This is a genomic window from Streptomyces sp. Q2 (assembly GCF_056820935.1).
In genome coordinates this window covers 89,394-105,035 of sequence record NZ_JBXEJE010000036.1, presented here as the reverse complement: position 1 = coordinate 105,035, position 15,642 = coordinate 89,394, and the positions used below count along the sequence as shown (strand labels likewise).

The following is a 15,642-nucleotide window of genomic DNA, read 5'->3' as shown; positions in this document are numbered from 1 at the left end:
GCCGCGCGAGGCGGTGCGCGCGGCTCAGGCCGCGCAGCGCGTCGGGCGCCCGCTGGGCTCGGCCCGCCTGATGTCCCTGCTCGCGCTGCGCGAGGCGGGCGGCTGGGCCGGGCTCGCCGACCGCACCGGCTGCGAGCAGGCGCTCGCCCGCGCGCAGGTCCTCTTCGAGCGAGGCCACTCGGACGCCGACCCCGAGTGGATGAGCTTCTACGGAGAGGCCGAACTGGAGGGACTGGAGGCGCAGTGCTGGTCGACACTCGGCGACTGGCCGCGCGCGGCCCGGCACGCACGCCGTGCGGCACAGCTCCAGGACCCGCACTTCACCCGCAACATCGCCCTGTACACGGCGGAACTGGCCGACGACCTCGCGCGCGGGGGATGTCCCGACGAGGCCGCGGCGGCCGGGATGCGGGTGCTGGACCTGCTGGGCGAGGTCCAGTCGTCCAGAATCCAGACGATGCTCGCGGGCACGGCGAGGGTGCTGCTGCCGCACCGGCGGGCGTCGGGGGTGTCGACGTTCCTGGAACGCCACGCGAACCTGCCGCGCGTCGTGTGAGGGGTGGGCCTAGGAGAGGTGCCCCACGTCGTTCCAGGTCTCGATCGCCGGTTCCCCGTAGGCCCAGCCGAGGACCGACAAGGACGTCGGGTTGAGCCTGATCCGCGCCGCGAAGTCGATCGGCAGCCCCAGCCACCTCGCGCCGATGGACCGGAGTATGTGCCCGTGCGCGAAGACCAGCACGTCCCGGTCCTCCGCACGTGCCCAGGCCACCACCTCGTCCGCCCGGGCCGTCACCTCGGCGAGCGACTCGCCCCCCGGCACGCCGTCGCGCCAGATGAGCCAGCCGGGCCGGACGTCCTGGATCTCCTGCGGGGTCATCCCCTCGTAGGAGCCGTAGTGCCACTCCATGAGCGTGTCCCAGGTGCCCGCGCGCTCGCCGAAGCCGGCGAGTTCGCACGTCTCACGCGCGCGTGCCAGCGGGCTGGTGCGCACCTCCACCCCGGCCAGGCCGTCGAACGGCGCCCGGTGCAGGCGCTCGCCGAGCAGTTTCGCGCCGCGCCGGCCCTCTTCGAGGAGCGGTACGTCGGTCCTGCCGGTGTGCTTGCCGGACAGCGACCACTCCGTCTGCCCGTGCCGGGCCAGCAGGATGCGCGGTGCCATGAAGAGACCCTTCCGGGAGAAACGAGAGGCGGAGCCCCTCCATCATGGCGCACGCTGTCCGGGGGCAACCCGCCGGGCGATCTCTGCGTCTAGAGGGCCGGGGGCGTGCCACGAGGGTGCGCACACGCGCCGTAAAGTGGCACGTCCGGAGACAGACCACCGGACGCGCGCGAGACGAAGGGGGAGGCGATCGGATGCCGCAGACCGAGACACCGGGCATCGAGGCGGCCCCGCCCATACGGTTGCGCTGGTGGACCGAGCTGCCGCTGATCGTGCTGGTGTACGCCTGCTACTCCGCCGGCCGGCTCCTCGCCCGGGGCGACGTCACGAGTGCCGTCGACCACGGTCTGGCGATCCTGCGCGTCGAGAAGTTCCTGCACATCAACGCGGAGCACCCGCTCAACCGGCTCTTCACCAGCGAGGCGTGGATCGGCGTCCCGGCCGACTTCTGGTACGCGTCGCTGCACTATCTGGTCACGCCCGCGATCCTGGTCTGGCTGTTCCGGTCCCGCGCCGTGCAGTACCGGATGGCCCGCACCTGGCTGATGGCGTCCACCTTCATCGGCCTGATCGGCTTCACCCTGCTGCCGACCTGCCCGCCCCGGCTGCTCTCCTCGGGCCACGGCTTCGTCGACACGATGGCCCAGTACAGCTCGTACGGCTGGTGGGGCGGCGAGGCGAGCGCCCCGCGGGGCATGGGCGGAATGACCAACCAGTACGCGGCCATGCCGAGCCTGCACGTGGGCTGGGCGCTGTGGTGCGGTGTGATGCTGTGGAAGTACGGCAGGACGCGTACCGCGAAGACCGCCGCCGTGGTCTATCCGCTGGTGACGACGATCGTGGTGATGGGCACCGCGAACCACTACTTCCTCGACGCGGTCGCGGGGGCCGCGGTGATGGGGGCCGGGCTGCTGCTCGCGCCGGTCGTGACGCGGTACGGGCAGCGGGTCATGGCGCCGATGCGGGTCCGGTTCGCGACCGTCGCGGCGGGCTCTCCCGGCGCACCTGCCTCAATTGTCAGTGACGGATGCCAGACTTCCGCGGGTGAGCACATTCCACGGCAGCGCGAGTCACAGTTCGCAGGCGGAGCCGAGCCGAGTGCCTCTCCCACGGACGCGGGAGACGGGGCTCCGGCAGCGGCTCGCTGAGCTGCGCGGTCCCGAGGTACCGGCCAAGGCGCTGGACGCGCGCGCCCTGGCCGCCCTCGCCGCCAACCCGGGCTGCAAGCGGCGGGCGATCCTCGACGGCGCCGGGGTGGACAAGGCGGCGCTGGCGGACGCGCTGGGCTCGCCCTCCGCCTTCGGCCAGTCGCAGTTCGCCCTGACGCGGGGCAACGCGTTCGAGGCGCGGGTCAAGGCGGACGGCGGCGCGGAGCTGCTGCGGCTGGTACACGAGAAGCTGGACCGCGGGGCCGAACCGCCGTCGGACGCCGAGGTGCCCGACCTCACCGCGATCGGCCCCGAGGGCCGCACCGCGCGTACGGCCCTCGCCCTGCGCGACGCCACCGCGACCGGCGGCTGGACGCTGCTCGACCACCCGATGCTGGCGCTCGACGTGGCCGGTTCGCCCGCCTTCCTGGAGCCGGACGCGGTGGTCGTGCACCCGGACGGCAGCTGGACGGTCGTGGAGATCAAGTCCTTCCCGATGCTGGACGGTTCGGCGGACCCGGCGAAGGTGGGCGCCGCCGCCCGCCAGGCCGCGGTGTACGTCCTGGCGCTGGAGGAGGTCGCCGCCCGCCTGAACCCGCCACCGTGCGTGCGTCACCACGTCCTGCTGGTCTGCCCGAAGGACTTCTCCAACCTCGCCACCGCCTGTGCCGTGGACATCCGCAAACAGCGCGCGGTGACCTCCCGCCAGCTGGCGCGCCTCACCCGCGTCCAGGACATCGCCGACGCGCTGCCCGAGGGCACCTGCTTCTCCCCCGAACTGCCCGCCGACGCGCTGACGACCGCGGTCGAGGCGGTCCCGGCGACCTACGCACCGGAGTGCCTGTCCGCGTGCGAGCTGGCCTTCCACTGCCGGGACCGCTCCCGCGCGGACGGCGCGGTGACGTCGCTCGGCCGCTCGGTGCGTGCCGAACTCGGCGGTCTGACGACGGTCGAGGACGTCCTGGCGGCGGCCCGCGGGGAGGCCGGGGATCCGGACGATCCGGCGGTGGCGGCGCTCAGGAGGGCGGCCGAACTGAGGGCACAGGCCCTCGGCCGGGGAGTGACCGCATGTCGCTGATCTCCACCCTCGCCCGCCTCGAAGCCGTCAGCACGGGCCGCGCCCAGCCCGTCGCCACCGTCCGGCACCGGCGTCTTTCCGAGCACCCCCTCGTCTTCGTGCCGCTCACCACCGCCGGTGAGGCCGGTGCCCCGCTCGGCGCGCTGGTCGGCACCGACCGGGACGCCCCGCACCTGCTGGTCGTACCGCAGCCGCGCGACCGTGACCTCAGGTTCGCGTTCCTGGCCGAGCTCGCGGACGTCGTCCTGCCCCACCTCGACACGTATGCCGGTTCCGTCGAGGCCGCCGAGCGCACCGAGACCGACCCGGAAACCGGCAGGCGGGTCAAGGTCGAGGTCGAGCTGTGCACGGACGCCCCGCAGCTGATCGTGCCGAGCCGCGCCGGCATCGAGTTCGTACGGCTCCTCGGCCGCTCCATGCGTTTCAGGCGTACGGCGGAACAGGACCCGGAGACGCCGTACCCCGCGCCGCCCCGGCTGCCGTTGCTGGGCCGTTGGCTGACCCACTTCGCGGAGCGCGCCCGCGTGCCCGGCTCCTCGCTGCTGCTGGCCATGACCGACGTCCTGGGCCGGCACTGGGCGACCGGCCAGTCCACCCTGGAGGACCAGCACCTGGGCGCGCTGCTCGCCTGGATCGACCCGCCGGAGGGGATGTCCGGCGCCGAGGCCGCCCTGAGGGCCGAGCTGCGGCGGGACGCGGAGGGTCAACTGCTGTGGCCGCCCGCCGGTCCGGCCACCGACCCGGCGTTCGACAACAAGCTCCTGGCCCCCGCCATCGAGCGCTACGACCGCGCCCGTACCGCCCTCGCGGCCGCCGAGGACGGACTGGAGGCGGACGACCGGCTCGGTGCGCTCACCGCCGCCGAGCGGGAGCTCCGCGACCTGGTGGCGAGCCGTACGCGGCCGACCTGGGACGCGGTGTGGCGCGGCCTGGACCTGCTGCGGACACTGCCCGAGGGCGGGCGCGTGGAGGAGCGGTGGACCCGCGACCGCTGGTCGTTCACCGGCCACCGCGACCGCGTACTGGCCGGCGAACCCCCGCAACCGCGCCGCGACGACGCGGTCACCGCCGCGAACAAGCTCGCCGCGCGCGAACGCGAACAGGCCCGTCTGGAGGCGCAGGAAGCCCTGGACGACCCGCTGGTCATGGCGGGACGGCGGCTGGCCGGGGAGGCGTTCGCGGGTGAGGTGACGGACGTCGTCATGGCGTACAGCGAGGGCAAGCGGCCGAGCCCGCGCCCCCTGGTCACCGTGCGGACGGAGGACCGGCCGCATCTCGGGGAGCGGGTGAAGGTGTACCGCTCGCTGGGCGGGAAGCCGCAGGCTGCCGAGTTCGTGGGCCAGGAGGCGGAGGATCTGCTCGTCCTGCGGATCGTCGACAAGATGGGCCGCGGCAAGGAGCCGGAAGCAGGTTCCGTGCCGGAGAAGGGCGACCTGGTCTGCTTCACCCTCTTCGAGCACGAGCAGCGGGGCGGGGCGAAGCTCCCCGACCCGGAGGACACCCCGTGGACACACGGCGGACCGCCGGGTGAGGCGGCCGCCGTGCCGGAGATCGCCGACCCCGTGACCGAGGAGGACGTGTTGTGACCGCCTTCGATCCCGGCACCGAGGCATCCCGCGCCACCGAGGCGATCCTCCACGACACCCTGCACGGCTCGGCGCGCGGTGTCGTCGTGGACTCCCCGCCCGGCGCCGGCAAGTCCACGCTCGTGGTCCGCGCGGCGCTGGAGCTGGCCGACGCGGGTCGCCCCCTGATGGTGGTGGCGCAGACCAACGCCCAGGTCGACGACCTGGTGCTGCGGCTCGCCGAGAAGAACCCCGACCTGCCGGTGGGGCGGTTGCACAGCAGCGACGCCGACCCCTACGACAAGGCGCTCGACGACCTGCCGAACGTCCGGAAGTCGGCGAAGGCCGGCGACCTCACCGGGCTGGCGGTGGTGATCTCCACGGCCGCCAAGTGGGGGCACGTCAAGGTCGACGAACCGTGGCGGCACGCCATCGTCGACGAGGCCTACCAGATGCGCTCGGACGCGCTCCTCGCCGTGGCCGGGCTCTTCGAGCGGGCCCTGTTCGTGGGCGACCCGGGCCAGCTGGACCCGTTCGCGATCGTCGGCAGTGAGCAGTGGGCGGGCCTGTCGTACGACCCCTCGGGCTCCGCCGTGACGACCCTCCTCGCACACAACCCCGAGCTGCCGCAGCACCGCCTGCCGGTGTCCTGGCGACTCCCGGCGTCGGCCGCGCCCCTGGTCTCCGACGCCTTCTACCCGTACACGCCCTTCCGCAGCGGCACCGGCCACGGCGACCGGAGTCTCGCCTTCGCCGTCCCGGCGGACGGTTCCGGCCCCGACCGGGTGATCGACGAGGCGGCCGACTCCGGCTGGGGCCTGCTGGAGCTGCCCGCCCGGCACACCCCGCGCACGGATCCCGAAGCGGTGCGGGCCGTGGCGACGGTCGTACGACGTCTGCTCGACCGCGGCGGCGCGGCCACCTCGGAGCGCTCCCCCGACCCCACGCCCCTGACCGCCGACCGGATCGCCGTCGGCACGGCCCACCGGGACCAGGCGGCGGCGGTCCGCGCAGCACTGGCCGAACTGGGCGTCACGGATGTGACCGTCGACACCGCGAACCGCCTCCAGGGCCGCGAGTACGACGTCACGGTCGTCCTGCACCCGCTCTCCGGCCGCCCCGACGCCACCGCGTTCCACCTGGAGACGGGCCGCCTGTGCGTCCTCGCCTCCCGCCACAGACACGCGTGCGTCGTGGTGTGCCGAGCGGGCGTGACGGACCTCCTCGACGACTACCCGTCGACGGAACCGGTCCAGCTGGGAACGCTCGTGAAGTTCCCGGACGGCTGGGAGGCGAACCACGCGGTGCTGGCGCATCTGGCGGAGCACAGGGTGGCCTGGCGACCATGACCGCCCGCGGGGAACATCGCGCGGCCCGCAGAGCTTGACACCGCTGGAGTGACCAGGGCCGCCGCCGGAGGCACCGGCCCTCTTGCGTGGACGCGGGACAATGGACGGTGGCCCACTCACCCACGGGTCATCCGTGACGTACGAGGAGGAGAAGACATGGCGGAGCCCACGCCGCGTCGGAACGAACCGCGGCTACGCCCCGCGCCCCTGCTCTTCGAGCCCGCGCAGGTCGCCGACGACCCCGAGCGCTTCTTCGAACTGGAGTCGATGGACGACCCCCACGCACTGCTGGCCCGTGCCACGGAGCTGACACAGGCGTTCCGCGCGGCGACCGACCGTGCCGTGGAGTTCCAGGCGATCGCGGCGGCCCAGCTGGCCGACCCGCGCCGCTTCGACCGGCTGACGCCGGCGGACATCGCCGCCCGGGCCGAGTGGACCGAGGACTACGCGAAGAAGATGGTCGAGTTCGGCCGGGATCTGCTGCGGGGCGCCGAGGGACCGGGACACGCCGACCCGGTGTGAGCCATGTGAGCCGTGTGAGCCACGGGAACCATGTGAAGAGCATGTACGGCACGCATATGCCAGGCGGGCAAGATACCCCCTCCCGGTCCACACCGTCCCGGTTTCCGGCAACCCTCGGAGACCGGACGCTCACGCCCGGTAGATGTAGACGGCATGAGCAGCCCACGCGAAGAGACCGGCACCGACCGCTTCGACGTCTCGGGGGTCACCCCGGACGGAGCCGCCTGGCTCGCCTCGGCGGGAGCGTATCCGCGCAGCACCCTCGCGCTGTGGGAGGAGCGGCCGGACGCCCCGGTCGTCCTGCCCTGCGGCACGGCCTTCGACGTCGTCGGCGCGCCCGCGATCTTCGGCCGCCGGATGCTCGACCGGCTGTGGGACGAGGGCCCGGGCTCCGGGCCGGTCGCGGTGTTCCGGGGCCGGATGCTGCTGTTCGCCGCGCCCGGCACGGCACAGCGGCTGCCGTCGCTGCTGCACTGGGAGGAGTTCGGGCGTACGGGTGCCATCCCGCCGCTGCTGTGCCACGGCACCGGCGACGCGGTGACCGTCCCCGCCCCCGTGGGCGCCGCGAGCTCCGTCACCTCGTCCGGCTGCCGCTGGCTGGTCGCTCCGGACACCCGTCGGCCCTGGCTGCCAGGCCCCGAGATCCTGCTCTGGGCGGCCGTCCGGGCGGCCCGCGCGGCCGTGCGGATATCGATTTTTCCTCCCGCCGATCAGGGTGCTAAGGTCTACGACGTCAGCAGGCGCCGCTAGCTCAGTTGGTTAGAGCAGCTGACTCTTAATCAGCGGGTCCGGGGTTCGAGTCCCTGGCGGCGCACGACACGAAAAGGCCCCTCGCCCAGGCGAGGGGCCTTTCGCGTACCCACTCGGCTAGGCGGTCGTGATCTTCACCGTCCACGCACCCGAGACCGTCCGCCCCTCCACGTCCAGCCGTACGTCCTCGCCCGGCACCGTGAAGCTCTCGCCGACGCCGACCGGGGCGTCCGCGAGGGGCGGGTAGACGGATGCCTCCCAGCAGGCCTCCGTGTGCGGGTGGGCGTCGATCACCTCCACCGGTCCGCCGCCGGACGCGGCGCCGCTGCTCACCCGGTAGACGAGGATGCCCGGCCGGCAGACCTGCGAGTCGTTGCCGACCGGCCCGCGCGCCTCGAAGGCGAGCACGCTTTCGGGCCCGGTGCGCACGACCGCGAGCTTGGTTCCGCCGCCCAGCCCGAAGGCCGGCGCCCCGGCGGCGCCCACGGCCGGGACGCCCGGCCCCGCGCCGAGCGGCTCCAGCGTCAGCCGGGTCGGTCCGGCGGCACGTACGCAGGCCACCTGCCGGGGTTCCAGCCAGCCGAGCTTCCACTTGTGCCAGCCGAACAGGTCCGGCGCCAGCGCGAACTGGCTGCCCATCAGGTCCCAGTCGCCGACGTGCGTGTCCCAGTCCCCTTTGCCGTCCACCGGACGGTGGTAGAGGTCCGGCAGGTCGAAGACGTGCCCGGTCTCGTGGGCCAGCACCAGCCGGTCCGGCGGATGCTGCTCGAAGACCGTGACGACCCGCCGGATGTCGGTGCCGTCCGCCCGCAGCGGGGTGTCGAGGTTGACGACCTTCGTCGCGTCCGAGTCCACGCCGGGCGCGTCCGGATCGGCGACGAAGTAGACGATGTCGTAGCGCGAGAAGTCGACCTGCCCGTCTGCCAGGGCGAGCGCGTCGCGCAGATAGGCGGCGCGGTGGGCGGGCTTCCAGTCCCGCGCTATGGCGTACGACGTGGAGGGCCGCGGCATCCGGATCCAGTCCCGCAGCGGATGCGGGCGCAGGGTGAACCGGCCGTAGGAGGCGCGCTCGAAGAAGCGGCTGGTGGCCGGGAAGTGGTCGGCCATCAGTTCGGCGGGGCTGGTCAGCGGGACCGAGTCCGGGAAGGACAGGAAGACCGTCACCGCGTCCAGCACCCGGGCCGGGCGCGGATAGGCGGCGTTCCAGTCGTCCAGGCCTTCCGAGTGGTGGGCCTCGGTGCGCTGGAGGGCGCAGGGCGATGCCGCGAACGGTTCGGCGACCGAGGGCCCGGTCACGAGGGAGGTGGCGGCGAGCGCCGACAGTGTGGTGAACACGGCCGCGGTACTGCGCAGTCGGGCGCGCGGGAACGGACGCGGCACAGGGACCTCCGGGTGCGGTTCACGGGACACCGCACCCAGACTGCTGGCGTTTGTCGTATTACGCCCTGTTTGTCTGCACCAGACGGGTGAGAGGGGCGAAGAACCGTCAGGATCGACACCCCCGAATCGCTCACGGAACGTCACAACTGGTCAGACGCCTGAAAGACCCGTCCAGACGCGCGCAGAAACGATCTGCCAGAAAGGCCTGTCGATCCGGGACACTGGACTGTGGCTGGAAGGGCCCGGGGCCAGCCTCTATGATCGGCACACTTCCTGGCGGACAGCGATCGAGTGCACTGCGGGAGCAAGCGGTGAGCGGAACGTCCGAAGGGCCGACGGCCGCGGCAGACCTCGACAGGTCAGCCGTAACAGAGAGTGATGTCCGCACGTCTTCCGGTATCGAGACCCGGTCTTCCGGCATCGGGTCCCTGTCGCTCGACACCGGGTCCCTGTCACTCGACACCGCGAGCTCGCCACCTGGCACCGCGCCCCTGTCTCTCGATGTCGTGACCTCGTCTCCCGAGACCGCGCCCCCGTCTGCCGGGACCGCGATCTCGTCTCCCGCCACCGGGCCCCCGTCGCCCGCAACCGGGTTGCCGTCGGTCGAGGCCGAAGCCCCGTCCTACCGTTCGGTGTTCACCGCCGCGCCGCTCGCGATGGCCGTCGTCGACCGGGAGGGACTGGTCGTCGGAGCCAACGACATGCTCGTCACCCTGCTCGGCACCGGCTCCGAGCCGCTGACCGGCCGCGTCGCCGCCGACCTCGTGGACCTGGGCTCGGACGCCCGCACCTGGCACGCGTACCGCGAGGTGCTGCGCGGCCGCCAGGCGAAGCTGCGCTGCACGCGCCGCCTCAAACACCCCGACGGGCACTCCCTGTGGGTGCAGGTCACCGTCGCCCCCCTATCGGGGAACGAACCCGGGGTCCTGCTGTCGGTCGCCGACATCAGCGCCCGCCGTGAACTCCAGGCGCGGCTGCGGCACTTGCAGATGCACGACCCGGTGACCCGGCTGCCCAACCGCACCCTGTTCTTCGAGCGCCTCTCGGCCGCGCTGGAGGCGGAGTCCTACGAGCAGAGCGGCACCGGCCGGATCGGACTGTGCTACCTGGACCTGGACGGGTTCAAGGCGGTCAACGACACCCTCGGCCACCGCGTGGGTGACCGGCTGCTGGCCGCCGTCGCCGAACGCCTCACCCGCTGCGCCGACGAGGCGGGCAACGGCCGGGCGACCGCCCCGCTGGTCGCCCGGCTCGGCGGTGACGAGTTCGCCCTGCTCGTCGAGGACTCCACCGGCACCGAACAGCTCGCCGATCTCGCCGAGGCCGTACTGGAGGCGGTCCAGGCCCCCTTCGACCTGTCCGGTCAGCGGATGTCGGTGTCGGCCTCGATCGGCGTGGTGGAGCGGCAGGCGGCGGGCACCAGCGCGACCGGTCTGATGCAGGCCGCCGACACGACGCTGTACTGGGCGAAGGCCGACGGCAAGGCCCGCTGGACCCTGTTCGACCCGGAGCGCAACGCCCACCGCATGACCCGTCAGGCCCTCGCCTCCACACTCCGCCCGGCCATCGAGCGCGGCGAGTTCGTGCTGGAGTACCAGCCGCTGGTGAGCATGGAGAACGGCCGGCTGCGGGGCGTGGAGGCCCTGGTCCGCTGGAATCACCCGCAGTTCGGGATGCTGACGCCGAATCGGTTCATCGGACTGGCCGAGGAGGACGGCTCGATCGTGCAGCTCGGCCGCTGGGTCCTGGCCACGGCCTGCCGCCAGGCGCGGAAGTGGCAGCTGGACCACCCCGACGAGCCGCCGATCTTCGTCAGCGTGAACGTGGCGGTGCGTCAGGTCTGGGACTCGGATCTGGTCGCGGACGTGGCGGAGATCCTGGCGGAGACGGGGCTGGAGCCGCGTCTGCTGCAACTGGAGCTGACGGAGTCGGCGGTGATGGGCTCGGCGGGACGCCCGCTGCAGGCCCTCCAGGCGCTCAGCGACATGGGTGTGGGCATCGCGATCGACGACTTCGGGACGGGCTACTCGAACCTGGCATACCTGAGCCGGCTGCCGGTGTCGGTGCTGAAGCTGGACGGGTCGTTCGTCCGGGGCTTCCAGTACGAGGGTGAGGGCGTCCCGCCCAACCCGGCCGACGAGGTCGTCGTGGAGGCGATGATCCAGCTCGCCCACCGGCTCGGCCTGACCGTCACCGCGGAGTGCGTGGAGACCTCGGCGCAGGCGTCCCGGCTGCGGCGGATCGGCTGCGACACCGGCCAGGGGTGGCTGTACTCGCGGCCGGTGCCGCCGGATCGTATCTCCGGACTGCTGGACGTACGGGTGTGACGGGCGGCGCCGCGGGGCTCAACCGGTGGGCAGTCCGTAGGCGTCCGCGATGAGCTCGTACGAACGCAGCCGTACGTCCCCGCTGTGGGCGTTGCCCGTGAGCATCAGCTCGTCGGCGCCGGTGCGCTTGTGGAGGTCGTCGAGGCCGGAACGGACCTCGTCGGGGGTGCCGTGGATGACGTTGGCGTTCCAGGAGTCGGCGAAGTCGCGCTCCATCGGGCTGAACTCGTAGGCCTCGGCCTCCTCCGGGGAGGGGACCAGCCCGGGGCGGCCGGTGCGCAGCCGGATCATGCTGAGCGCGGCGGCCTTCACCTGGCGGCGGGCCTCCTTCTCGTCCTCGGTGGCGAGAGCGGAGACGCCGATGAGGGCGTACGGCTCGGCGAGGGCCGCGGACGGGCGGAACGACTCCCGGTACAGGTCGAGGGCCGGGATGGTGTTCTGCGCCGAGAAGTGGTGCGCGAACGCGAAGGGCAGGCCGAGGGAGCCTGCCAGGCGGGCGCTGAAACCGGAGGAGCCCAGCAGCCAGATCGGCGGGCGGTGCGGGGACTGGACGCCGCCGGGGGAGGTCGCCTGGATCGGGCCGGGTACCGCGTGGATACGGCGGTAGGGGTGGCCCTCCGGGAAGTCGTCGTCCAGGAAGCGGACGAGCTCGGCGAGCTGCTCGGGGAAGTCGTCGGCGCCTTCGTTGAGCCGGTCGGTGCGGCGCAGGGCGGCGGCGGTGGCGCCGTCCGTGCCGGGGGCGCGGCCGAGGCCGAGGTCCACGCGGCCGGGAGCCATGGCCTCCAGCGTGCCGAACTGCTCCGCGATCACCAGCGGGGCGTGGTTCGGGAGCATCACGCCGCCCGAGCCGAGGCGGATGCGGGTGGTGTGGGCGGCGAGGTGGGCGAGGATCACGGCGGGAGAGCTCGACGCCACGCCGGGCATGGAGTGGTGCTCGGCGACCCAGTAGCGGTGGTAGCCGCGGGACTCCGCGAGGCGGGCGATGGCGACGCTCGTGCGCAGGGCGTCGGTGGCGGTGCGGCCGGCTCCGACGGTGACCAGGTCCAGTACGGACAGGGGGGTGGGGGCGGTGCCGTGCGGGGTTCCCCGGGTCTCGTCTGCCGTTGCGGTCACGGTGGGTGCCTCCTGTGGTGGGCCGTGCGCTGTCCTCCGGCGGATAACAGGAGGCAGTCCCCGCTTATTCCCTGGCACCCGGCGCCGGTGCGGGCGTCTGCTGGGGGCTCCGCCCCCAGACCCCGGTCCTTTGCCCACCCACCACCCGACTCGGTCGGACAAAAAGTGACCGTCGCCCCGGTGGCACACCCCCTCGACCCAGCGAGTCGGGTGGGTGGGTGGGTGGGTGGGTGGGCAAAGGCCGGGGTCCAGGGGGCGGAGCCCCCTGGTACCTGGTGGGCAGGGTCAGGCCTGGATGATCGGCTCACGCGTGAACAGCGCGCCCAGCGCCGGCGCGTTCACCCGGCGGTCCGTCAGCCGCAGCGCCTCCCACACCGTGACCTGGTTGGCCGTCAGCACCGGCTTGCCGAGTTCCTTCTCCAGGGCCGGGATGTGGGCCGCCGTGTGCAGCGCCGTGTCGGGGAGCAGCACCGCGTCCGCCGACCCGTCGTCCACCGCGCGGGCCAGCGCGAAGACCTCCGCCTCCCCCCACGTCCCGACCTCCGCCGCCGTGATGATCCCGGACCCGCGGACCCCGACCACCTCGATGCCCGCAGCCCGCAGGAACTCCGCGAACAGCGTGGCCACGTCGTCCGGGTACGTCGCGCCCACCGCGACCCGCTTCGCCCCGATCTCCTTCGCCGCGTGGACGAAGGCGAAGGACGTCGAGGAGGCCGGCAGGCCCGCCGTGAGGGCAAGGGCGCGGACCTGGTNTCGCGCCCACCGCGACCCGCTTCGCCCCGATCTCCTTCGCCGCGTGGACGAAGGCGAAGGACGTCGAGGAGGCCGGCAGGCCCGCCGTGAGGGCAAGGGCGCGGACCTGGTCGTGGGCGCCCTCCCAGCCGTACACGAAGCTGCCGCTGGTGCACGCCCAGACCACCGACTCGGCGCCCGACATGCGCAGTTCCTCGACGCCGGCCGCGAGCCGCCCCGCCGAGCCCATCTCGAGGAGGGCGTCGACCCGGTGGGCGTCCTCGCCGATGTCGGTGTGCACGAGGTCCAGCCGGATGTCGCTCCCGAGCAGTTGCTCGATGCGTGGGTAGTCATCCTCGGCGGAGTGGCCCGGATAGAGGAACCCCAGTGCTGTCATGTCCACCCTTCCTGCTGCTGTTCTTCGTCCGGCAGTCCCGGTAGGTCCGGCAGTGCCTGCGCTTCCGGCAGTGTCGACACGGCTTCCGGCAGTGCCGCCACGTCGGGCAGTACGGGGCCGGTCCGTCGCGCCGCCGAATCGATCAGCGCCTGGTACGGCCCCACGGCTCGGGTACCCAGTCGGCGCAGGGCCGCCCACATCGTGACCTGGTTGGCCGAGATCACCGGGATGCGCAGTTCCGCCTCCAGTTGGGGGATCACGTCGTACGTCGGCAGGTTGGTGCAGCTGATGAACAGCGCCTCGGCGCCGCCGTCCACGGCCCGGCGTGCCATCTCCGCCACGTCCCGGTACGGCACCTTCCAGATGTGCCTGGTCAGCCCCATGTACGCGCATCCGGTGACGGCGACGCCCGCCTCCGCCACGTACTCCTCCAGGGCCCGGGTGACGGACACCGTGTAGGGCGTCACCAGCGCCACCCGCCGTACGTCCAGCTCGGCCAGCGCCTCCAGCAGCGCCCCGGACGTGGTCACGGAGGGCAGCGCGCCCGCGTGGGTCATCGCGCCGCACATCGCGCGCTCCCCGGCGATCCCGCCGACGAAGCTGCCGGAGGTGCAGGCGTAGGCGACGACCTCGGGGGCGATGGCGGTGAGGGTGCGGACCGCGTTGTGCAGGGTCTCGTGCTCGCTGACCAGCCGGGCCAGGTCAAGGCTGACCTCGACGGGGACGTACGGCGTGCGGGTCAGATGGAGGGACACCTCGTCGGGCACCCAGCGCCACAGTTCGCGGTCGAGGGCGAAGTCGAAGGGGGCGACGACACCGACGCCGCGCTGCGGGCGGGGACCACCGAGAAAGGTAACGTCCATGGCAGACACCGGCCTCACTGTGGGAAGCGGGATGGGAACGGACCGTGCACATGCCCGTGTTGACGAAGGTAGGTTCGGGTGCGAGCGTGGTCAATCCGCCCTCGTGACGCCCAGGTCACGCCTTGGTCACCTGCTCGTGTCCGCCCATGTCGGACGGCCGTCGCCCGCCGAGAACCGGCTCCGGAAACCGGTCAGGAAACCGGTCAGGAAACCGGCTCGGGCACAGGCCCTGAAAAAGCCCCGGAAACAGCCCCTGAAACGGCTCCAGAAACGGCTCCAGAATGACCGCCTCCACGTCCGGTCCCCCGCCCACCCTCCTCGTCCTCGACGCCGACCCGCTCCCCCGCCTCGGCAGTCTGACCGGCCGGGCCCGGATCGAGCACGCGGACGCGTCGACGCTGGCCGAGCGGCTGCCGTCCGCCGACGTGCTGCTGGTCTGGGACTTCGCCTCGCACGCGGTGCGTTCGGCCTGGCCGGGCGAGGGGCCGCGGCCGCGGTGGGTGCACACGGCGAGCGCGGGCGTGGACCATTTGATGTGTCCCGAACTGGCGGAGTCGGACACCGTGGTGACCAACGCCCGGGGCGTCTTCGACCAGCCGATCGCCGAGTACGTCGCCGCGCTGGTCCTGGCGATGGCCAAGGACCTGCCCCGGACGTGGGAGCTCCAGCAGCAGCGGACCTGGCGGCACCGCGAGTCGCAGCGGGTGGCCGGCACGCGCGCGTGTGTCGTCGGCTCCGGGCCCATCGGGCGGGCGATCGTCGCCACCCTCAAGGCGCTCGGTATCACCGCGGCGCTGGTCGGACGCACTCCGCGTACCGGCATCCACGGCCCCGAGGACCTGGACCGGCTGATGGCCCGCGCGGACTGGGTGATCGCCGCGGCGCCGCTCACGGAGCAGACGCGGGGCATGTTCGACGCCCGCCGCTTCGGCGTGATGCAGCCCTCCGCGCGGTTCGTCAACATCGGCCGGGGACAGTTGGTCGTCGAGGACGCGCTCGCCGAGGCGCTGTCCAAGCGGTGGATCGCGGGCGCGGCCCTGGACGTCTTCGAGCACGAACCCCTCACCCCTGACAGCCCGTTGTGGCAGGTCCCGAACCTGATCGTGTCCCCGCACATGAGCGGCGACACGATCGGCTGGCGGGACGAACTCGGCAGCCAGTTCATCGAGTTGTACGAGCGCTGGGAGGCGGGCAGACCACTGACGAACGTGGTCGACAAGAAACGCGGCTACGTCCCCGGACGCTGAACCCCCACGGCT

14 protein-coding genes, 1 tRNA gene and 2 pseudogenes are annotated in these 15,642 nt (G+C 72.8%); 10 read left to right on the top strand and 7 right to left on the bottom strand.

Annotated features, from left to right (window positions below):
* Window positions 1-556, top strand: a 556-nt coding sequence (locus ACWBNA_RS34510) for an NsdA family TPR-like regulatory protein (RefSeq protein ID WP_482708448.1), incomplete at its 5' end; no start/stop codon positions are given.
* Between the two features lie 9 nt (window positions 557-565).
* On the opposite strand, the gene ACWBNA_RS34505 is transcribed toward ACWBNA_RS34510, so the two are convergent.
* Window positions 566-1,159, bottom strand: coding sequence for a histidine phosphatase family protein (locus ACWBNA_RS34505; protein ID WP_482708447.1), 594 nt, complete (start codon window positions 1,157-1,159; stop codon window positions 566-568).
* Between the two features lie 194 nt (window positions 1,160-1,353).
* Here ACWBNA_RS34505 and ACWBNA_RS34500 point away from each other — a divergent pair, with 194 nt between their 5' ends.
* The 7 genes from ACWBNA_RS34500 (at window position 1,354) to ACWBNA_RS34470 (ending at window position 7,635) form a co-directional block, all read left to right on the top strand.
* A complete protein-coding gene (locus tag ACWBNA_RS34500) occupies window positions 1,354-2,307 on the top strand; it encodes a phosphatase PAP2 family protein (protein WP_482708446.1) in 954 nt (317 codons plus the stop codon).
* Complete coding sequence (locus ACWBNA_RS34495) at window positions 2,258-3,385, top strand: hypothetical protein (RefSeq protein ID WP_482708445.1); 1,128 nt, start codon at window positions 2,258-2,260, stop codon at window positions 3,383-3,385. Before ACWBNA_RS34500 ends, ACWBNA_RS34495 begins: the two co-directional genes overlap by 50 nt.
* The gene (locus ACWBNA_RS34490; RefSeq protein WP_482708444.1) at window positions 3,376-4,971 is read left to right on the top strand and encodes a hypothetical protein; all 1,596 of its coding nucleotides are present in this window, start codon (window positions 3,376-3,378) and stop codon (window positions 4,969-4,971) included. The genes ACWBNA_RS34495 and ACWBNA_RS34490 overlap by 10 nt, the downstream gene beginning before the upstream one ends.
* Complete coding sequence (locus ACWBNA_RS34485; RefSeq protein WP_482708443.1) at window positions 4,968-6,299, top strand: AAA domain-containing protein; 1,332 nt, start codon at window positions 4,968-4,970, stop codon at window positions 6,297-6,299. Before ACWBNA_RS34490 ends, ACWBNA_RS34485 begins: the two co-directional genes overlap by 4 nt.
* Window positions 6,300-6,455: 156 nt before the next feature.
* Window positions 6,456-6,821, top strand: coding sequence for a hypothetical protein (locus tag ACWBNA_RS34480; protein WP_482708442.1), 366 nt, complete (start codon window positions 6,456-6,458; stop codon window positions 6,819-6,821).
* 153 nt (window positions 6,822-6,974) lie between these two features.
* Entirely contained in the window at window positions 6,975-7,571 is a 597-nt protein-coding gene (locus ACWBNA_RS34475; protein WP_482708441.1) for a bifunctional DNA primase/polymerase, read from the top strand.
* Window positions 7,562-7,635: transfer RNA gene (locus ACWBNA_RS34470), tRNA-Lys, on the top strand. The genes ACWBNA_RS34475 and ACWBNA_RS34470 overlap by 10 nt, the downstream gene beginning before the upstream one ends.
* 53 nt (window positions 7,636-7,688) lie before the next feature.
* Here ACWBNA_RS34470 and ACWBNA_RS34465 read toward each other — a convergent pair.
* On the bottom strand, window positions 7,689-8,951 hold the full coding sequence (locus ACWBNA_RS34465; protein WP_482708440.1) for a M6 family metalloprotease domain-containing protein: 1,263 nt from the start codon (window positions 8,949-8,951) through the stop codon (window positions 7,689-7,691).
* Window positions 8,952-9,208: 257 nt separating this feature from the next.
* Between ACWBNA_RS34465 and ACWBNA_RS34460 the strand changes: the two genes are divergently transcribed.
* On the top strand, window positions 9,209-11,278 hold the full coding sequence (locus tag ACWBNA_RS34460) for a putative bifunctional diguanylate cyclase/phosphodiesterase (protein ID WP_482708439.1): 2,070 nt from the start codon (window positions 9,209-9,211) through the stop codon (window positions 11,276-11,278).
* An 18-nt stretch (window positions 11,279-11,296) separates the two neighbouring features.
* Here ACWBNA_RS34460 and ACWBNA_RS34455 read toward each other — a convergent pair whose 3' ends face one another.
* The 5 genes and pseudogenes from ACWBNA_RS34455 to ACWBNA_RS34435 form a co-directional block, all read right to left on the bottom strand.
* The gene (locus tag ACWBNA_RS34455; RefSeq protein ID WP_482708438.1) at window positions 11,297-12,391 is read right to left on the bottom strand and encodes an LLM class flavin-dependent oxidoreductase; all 1,095 of its coding nucleotides are present in this window, start codon (window positions 12,389-12,391) and stop codon (window positions 11,297-11,299) included.
* Window positions 12,392-12,676: 285 nt separating this feature from the next.
* Window positions 12,677-13,150: pseudogene (locus ACWBNA_RS34450) on the bottom strand (maleate cis-trans isomerase family protein); the annotation flags it as partial.
* Window positions 13,148-13,520: pseudogene (locus ACWBNA_RS34445) on the bottom strand (aspartate racemase/maleate isomerase family protein); the annotation flags it as partial. The pseudogenes ACWBNA_RS34450 and ACWBNA_RS34445, both read right to left, overlap by 3 nt.
* Window positions 13,517-14,383: a maleate cis-trans isomerase family protein gene (locus tag ACWBNA_RS34440; protein ID WP_482708437.1), complete on the bottom strand. Its 867-nt coding sequence runs from the start codon at window positions 14,381-14,383 to the stop codon at window positions 13,517-13,519. The gene ACWBNA_RS34440 and the pseudogene ACWBNA_RS34445, both read right to left, overlap by 4 nt.
* 115 nt (window positions 14,384-14,498) lie before the next feature.
* Window positions 14,499-14,678: a hypothetical protein gene (locus ACWBNA_RS34435; protein WP_482708436.1), complete on the bottom strand. Its 180-nt coding sequence runs from the start codon at window positions 14,676-14,678 to the stop codon at window positions 14,499-14,501.
* Between ACWBNA_RS34435 and ACWBNA_RS34430 the strand changes: the two genes are divergently transcribed.
* Window positions 14,665-15,630: a D-2-hydroxyacid dehydrogenase gene (locus ACWBNA_RS34430; protein ID WP_482708435.1), complete on the top strand. Its 966-nt coding sequence runs from the start codon at window positions 14,665-14,667 to the stop codon at window positions 15,628-15,630. The two genes, ACWBNA_RS34435 and ACWBNA_RS34430, sit on opposite strands and share 14 nt — an antisense overlap.
* Window positions 15,631-15,642 lie beyond the last annotated feature (12 nt).

Coding starts and splice junctions, on each gene's coding strand:
- ACWBNA_RS34505 (WP_482708447.1), bottom strand. CDS start 1,159: ATGGCACCGCGCATCCTGCTGGCCCGGCACGGGCAGACGGAGTGGTCG.
- ACWBNA_RS34500 (WP_482708446.1), top strand. CDS start 1,354: ATGCCGCAGACCGAGACACCGGGCATCGAGGCGGCCCCGCCCATACGG.
- ACWBNA_RS34490 (WP_482708444.1), top strand. CDS start 3,376: ATGTCGCTGATCTCCACCCTCGCCCGCCTCGAAGCCGTCAGCACGGGC.
- ACWBNA_RS34480 (WP_482708442.1), top strand. CDS start 6,456: ATGGCGGAGCCCACGCCGCGTCGGAACGAACCGCGGCTACGCCCCGCG.
- ACWBNA_RS34475 (WP_482708441.1), top strand. CDS start 6,975: ATGAGCAGCCCACGCGAAGAGACCGGCACCGACCGCTTCGACGTCTCG.
- ACWBNA_RS34460 (WP_482708439.1), top strand. CDS start 9,209: ATGATCGGCACACTTCCTGGCGGACAGCGATCGAGTGCACTGCGGGAG.
- ACWBNA_RS34440 (WP_482708437.1), bottom strand. CDS start 14,383: ATGGACGTTACCTTTCTCGGTGGTCCCCGCCCGCAGCGCGGCGTCGGT.
- ACWBNA_RS34430 (WP_482708435.1), top strand. CDS start 14,665: ATGACCGCCTCCACGTCCGGTCCCCCGCCCACCCTCCTCGTCCTCGAC.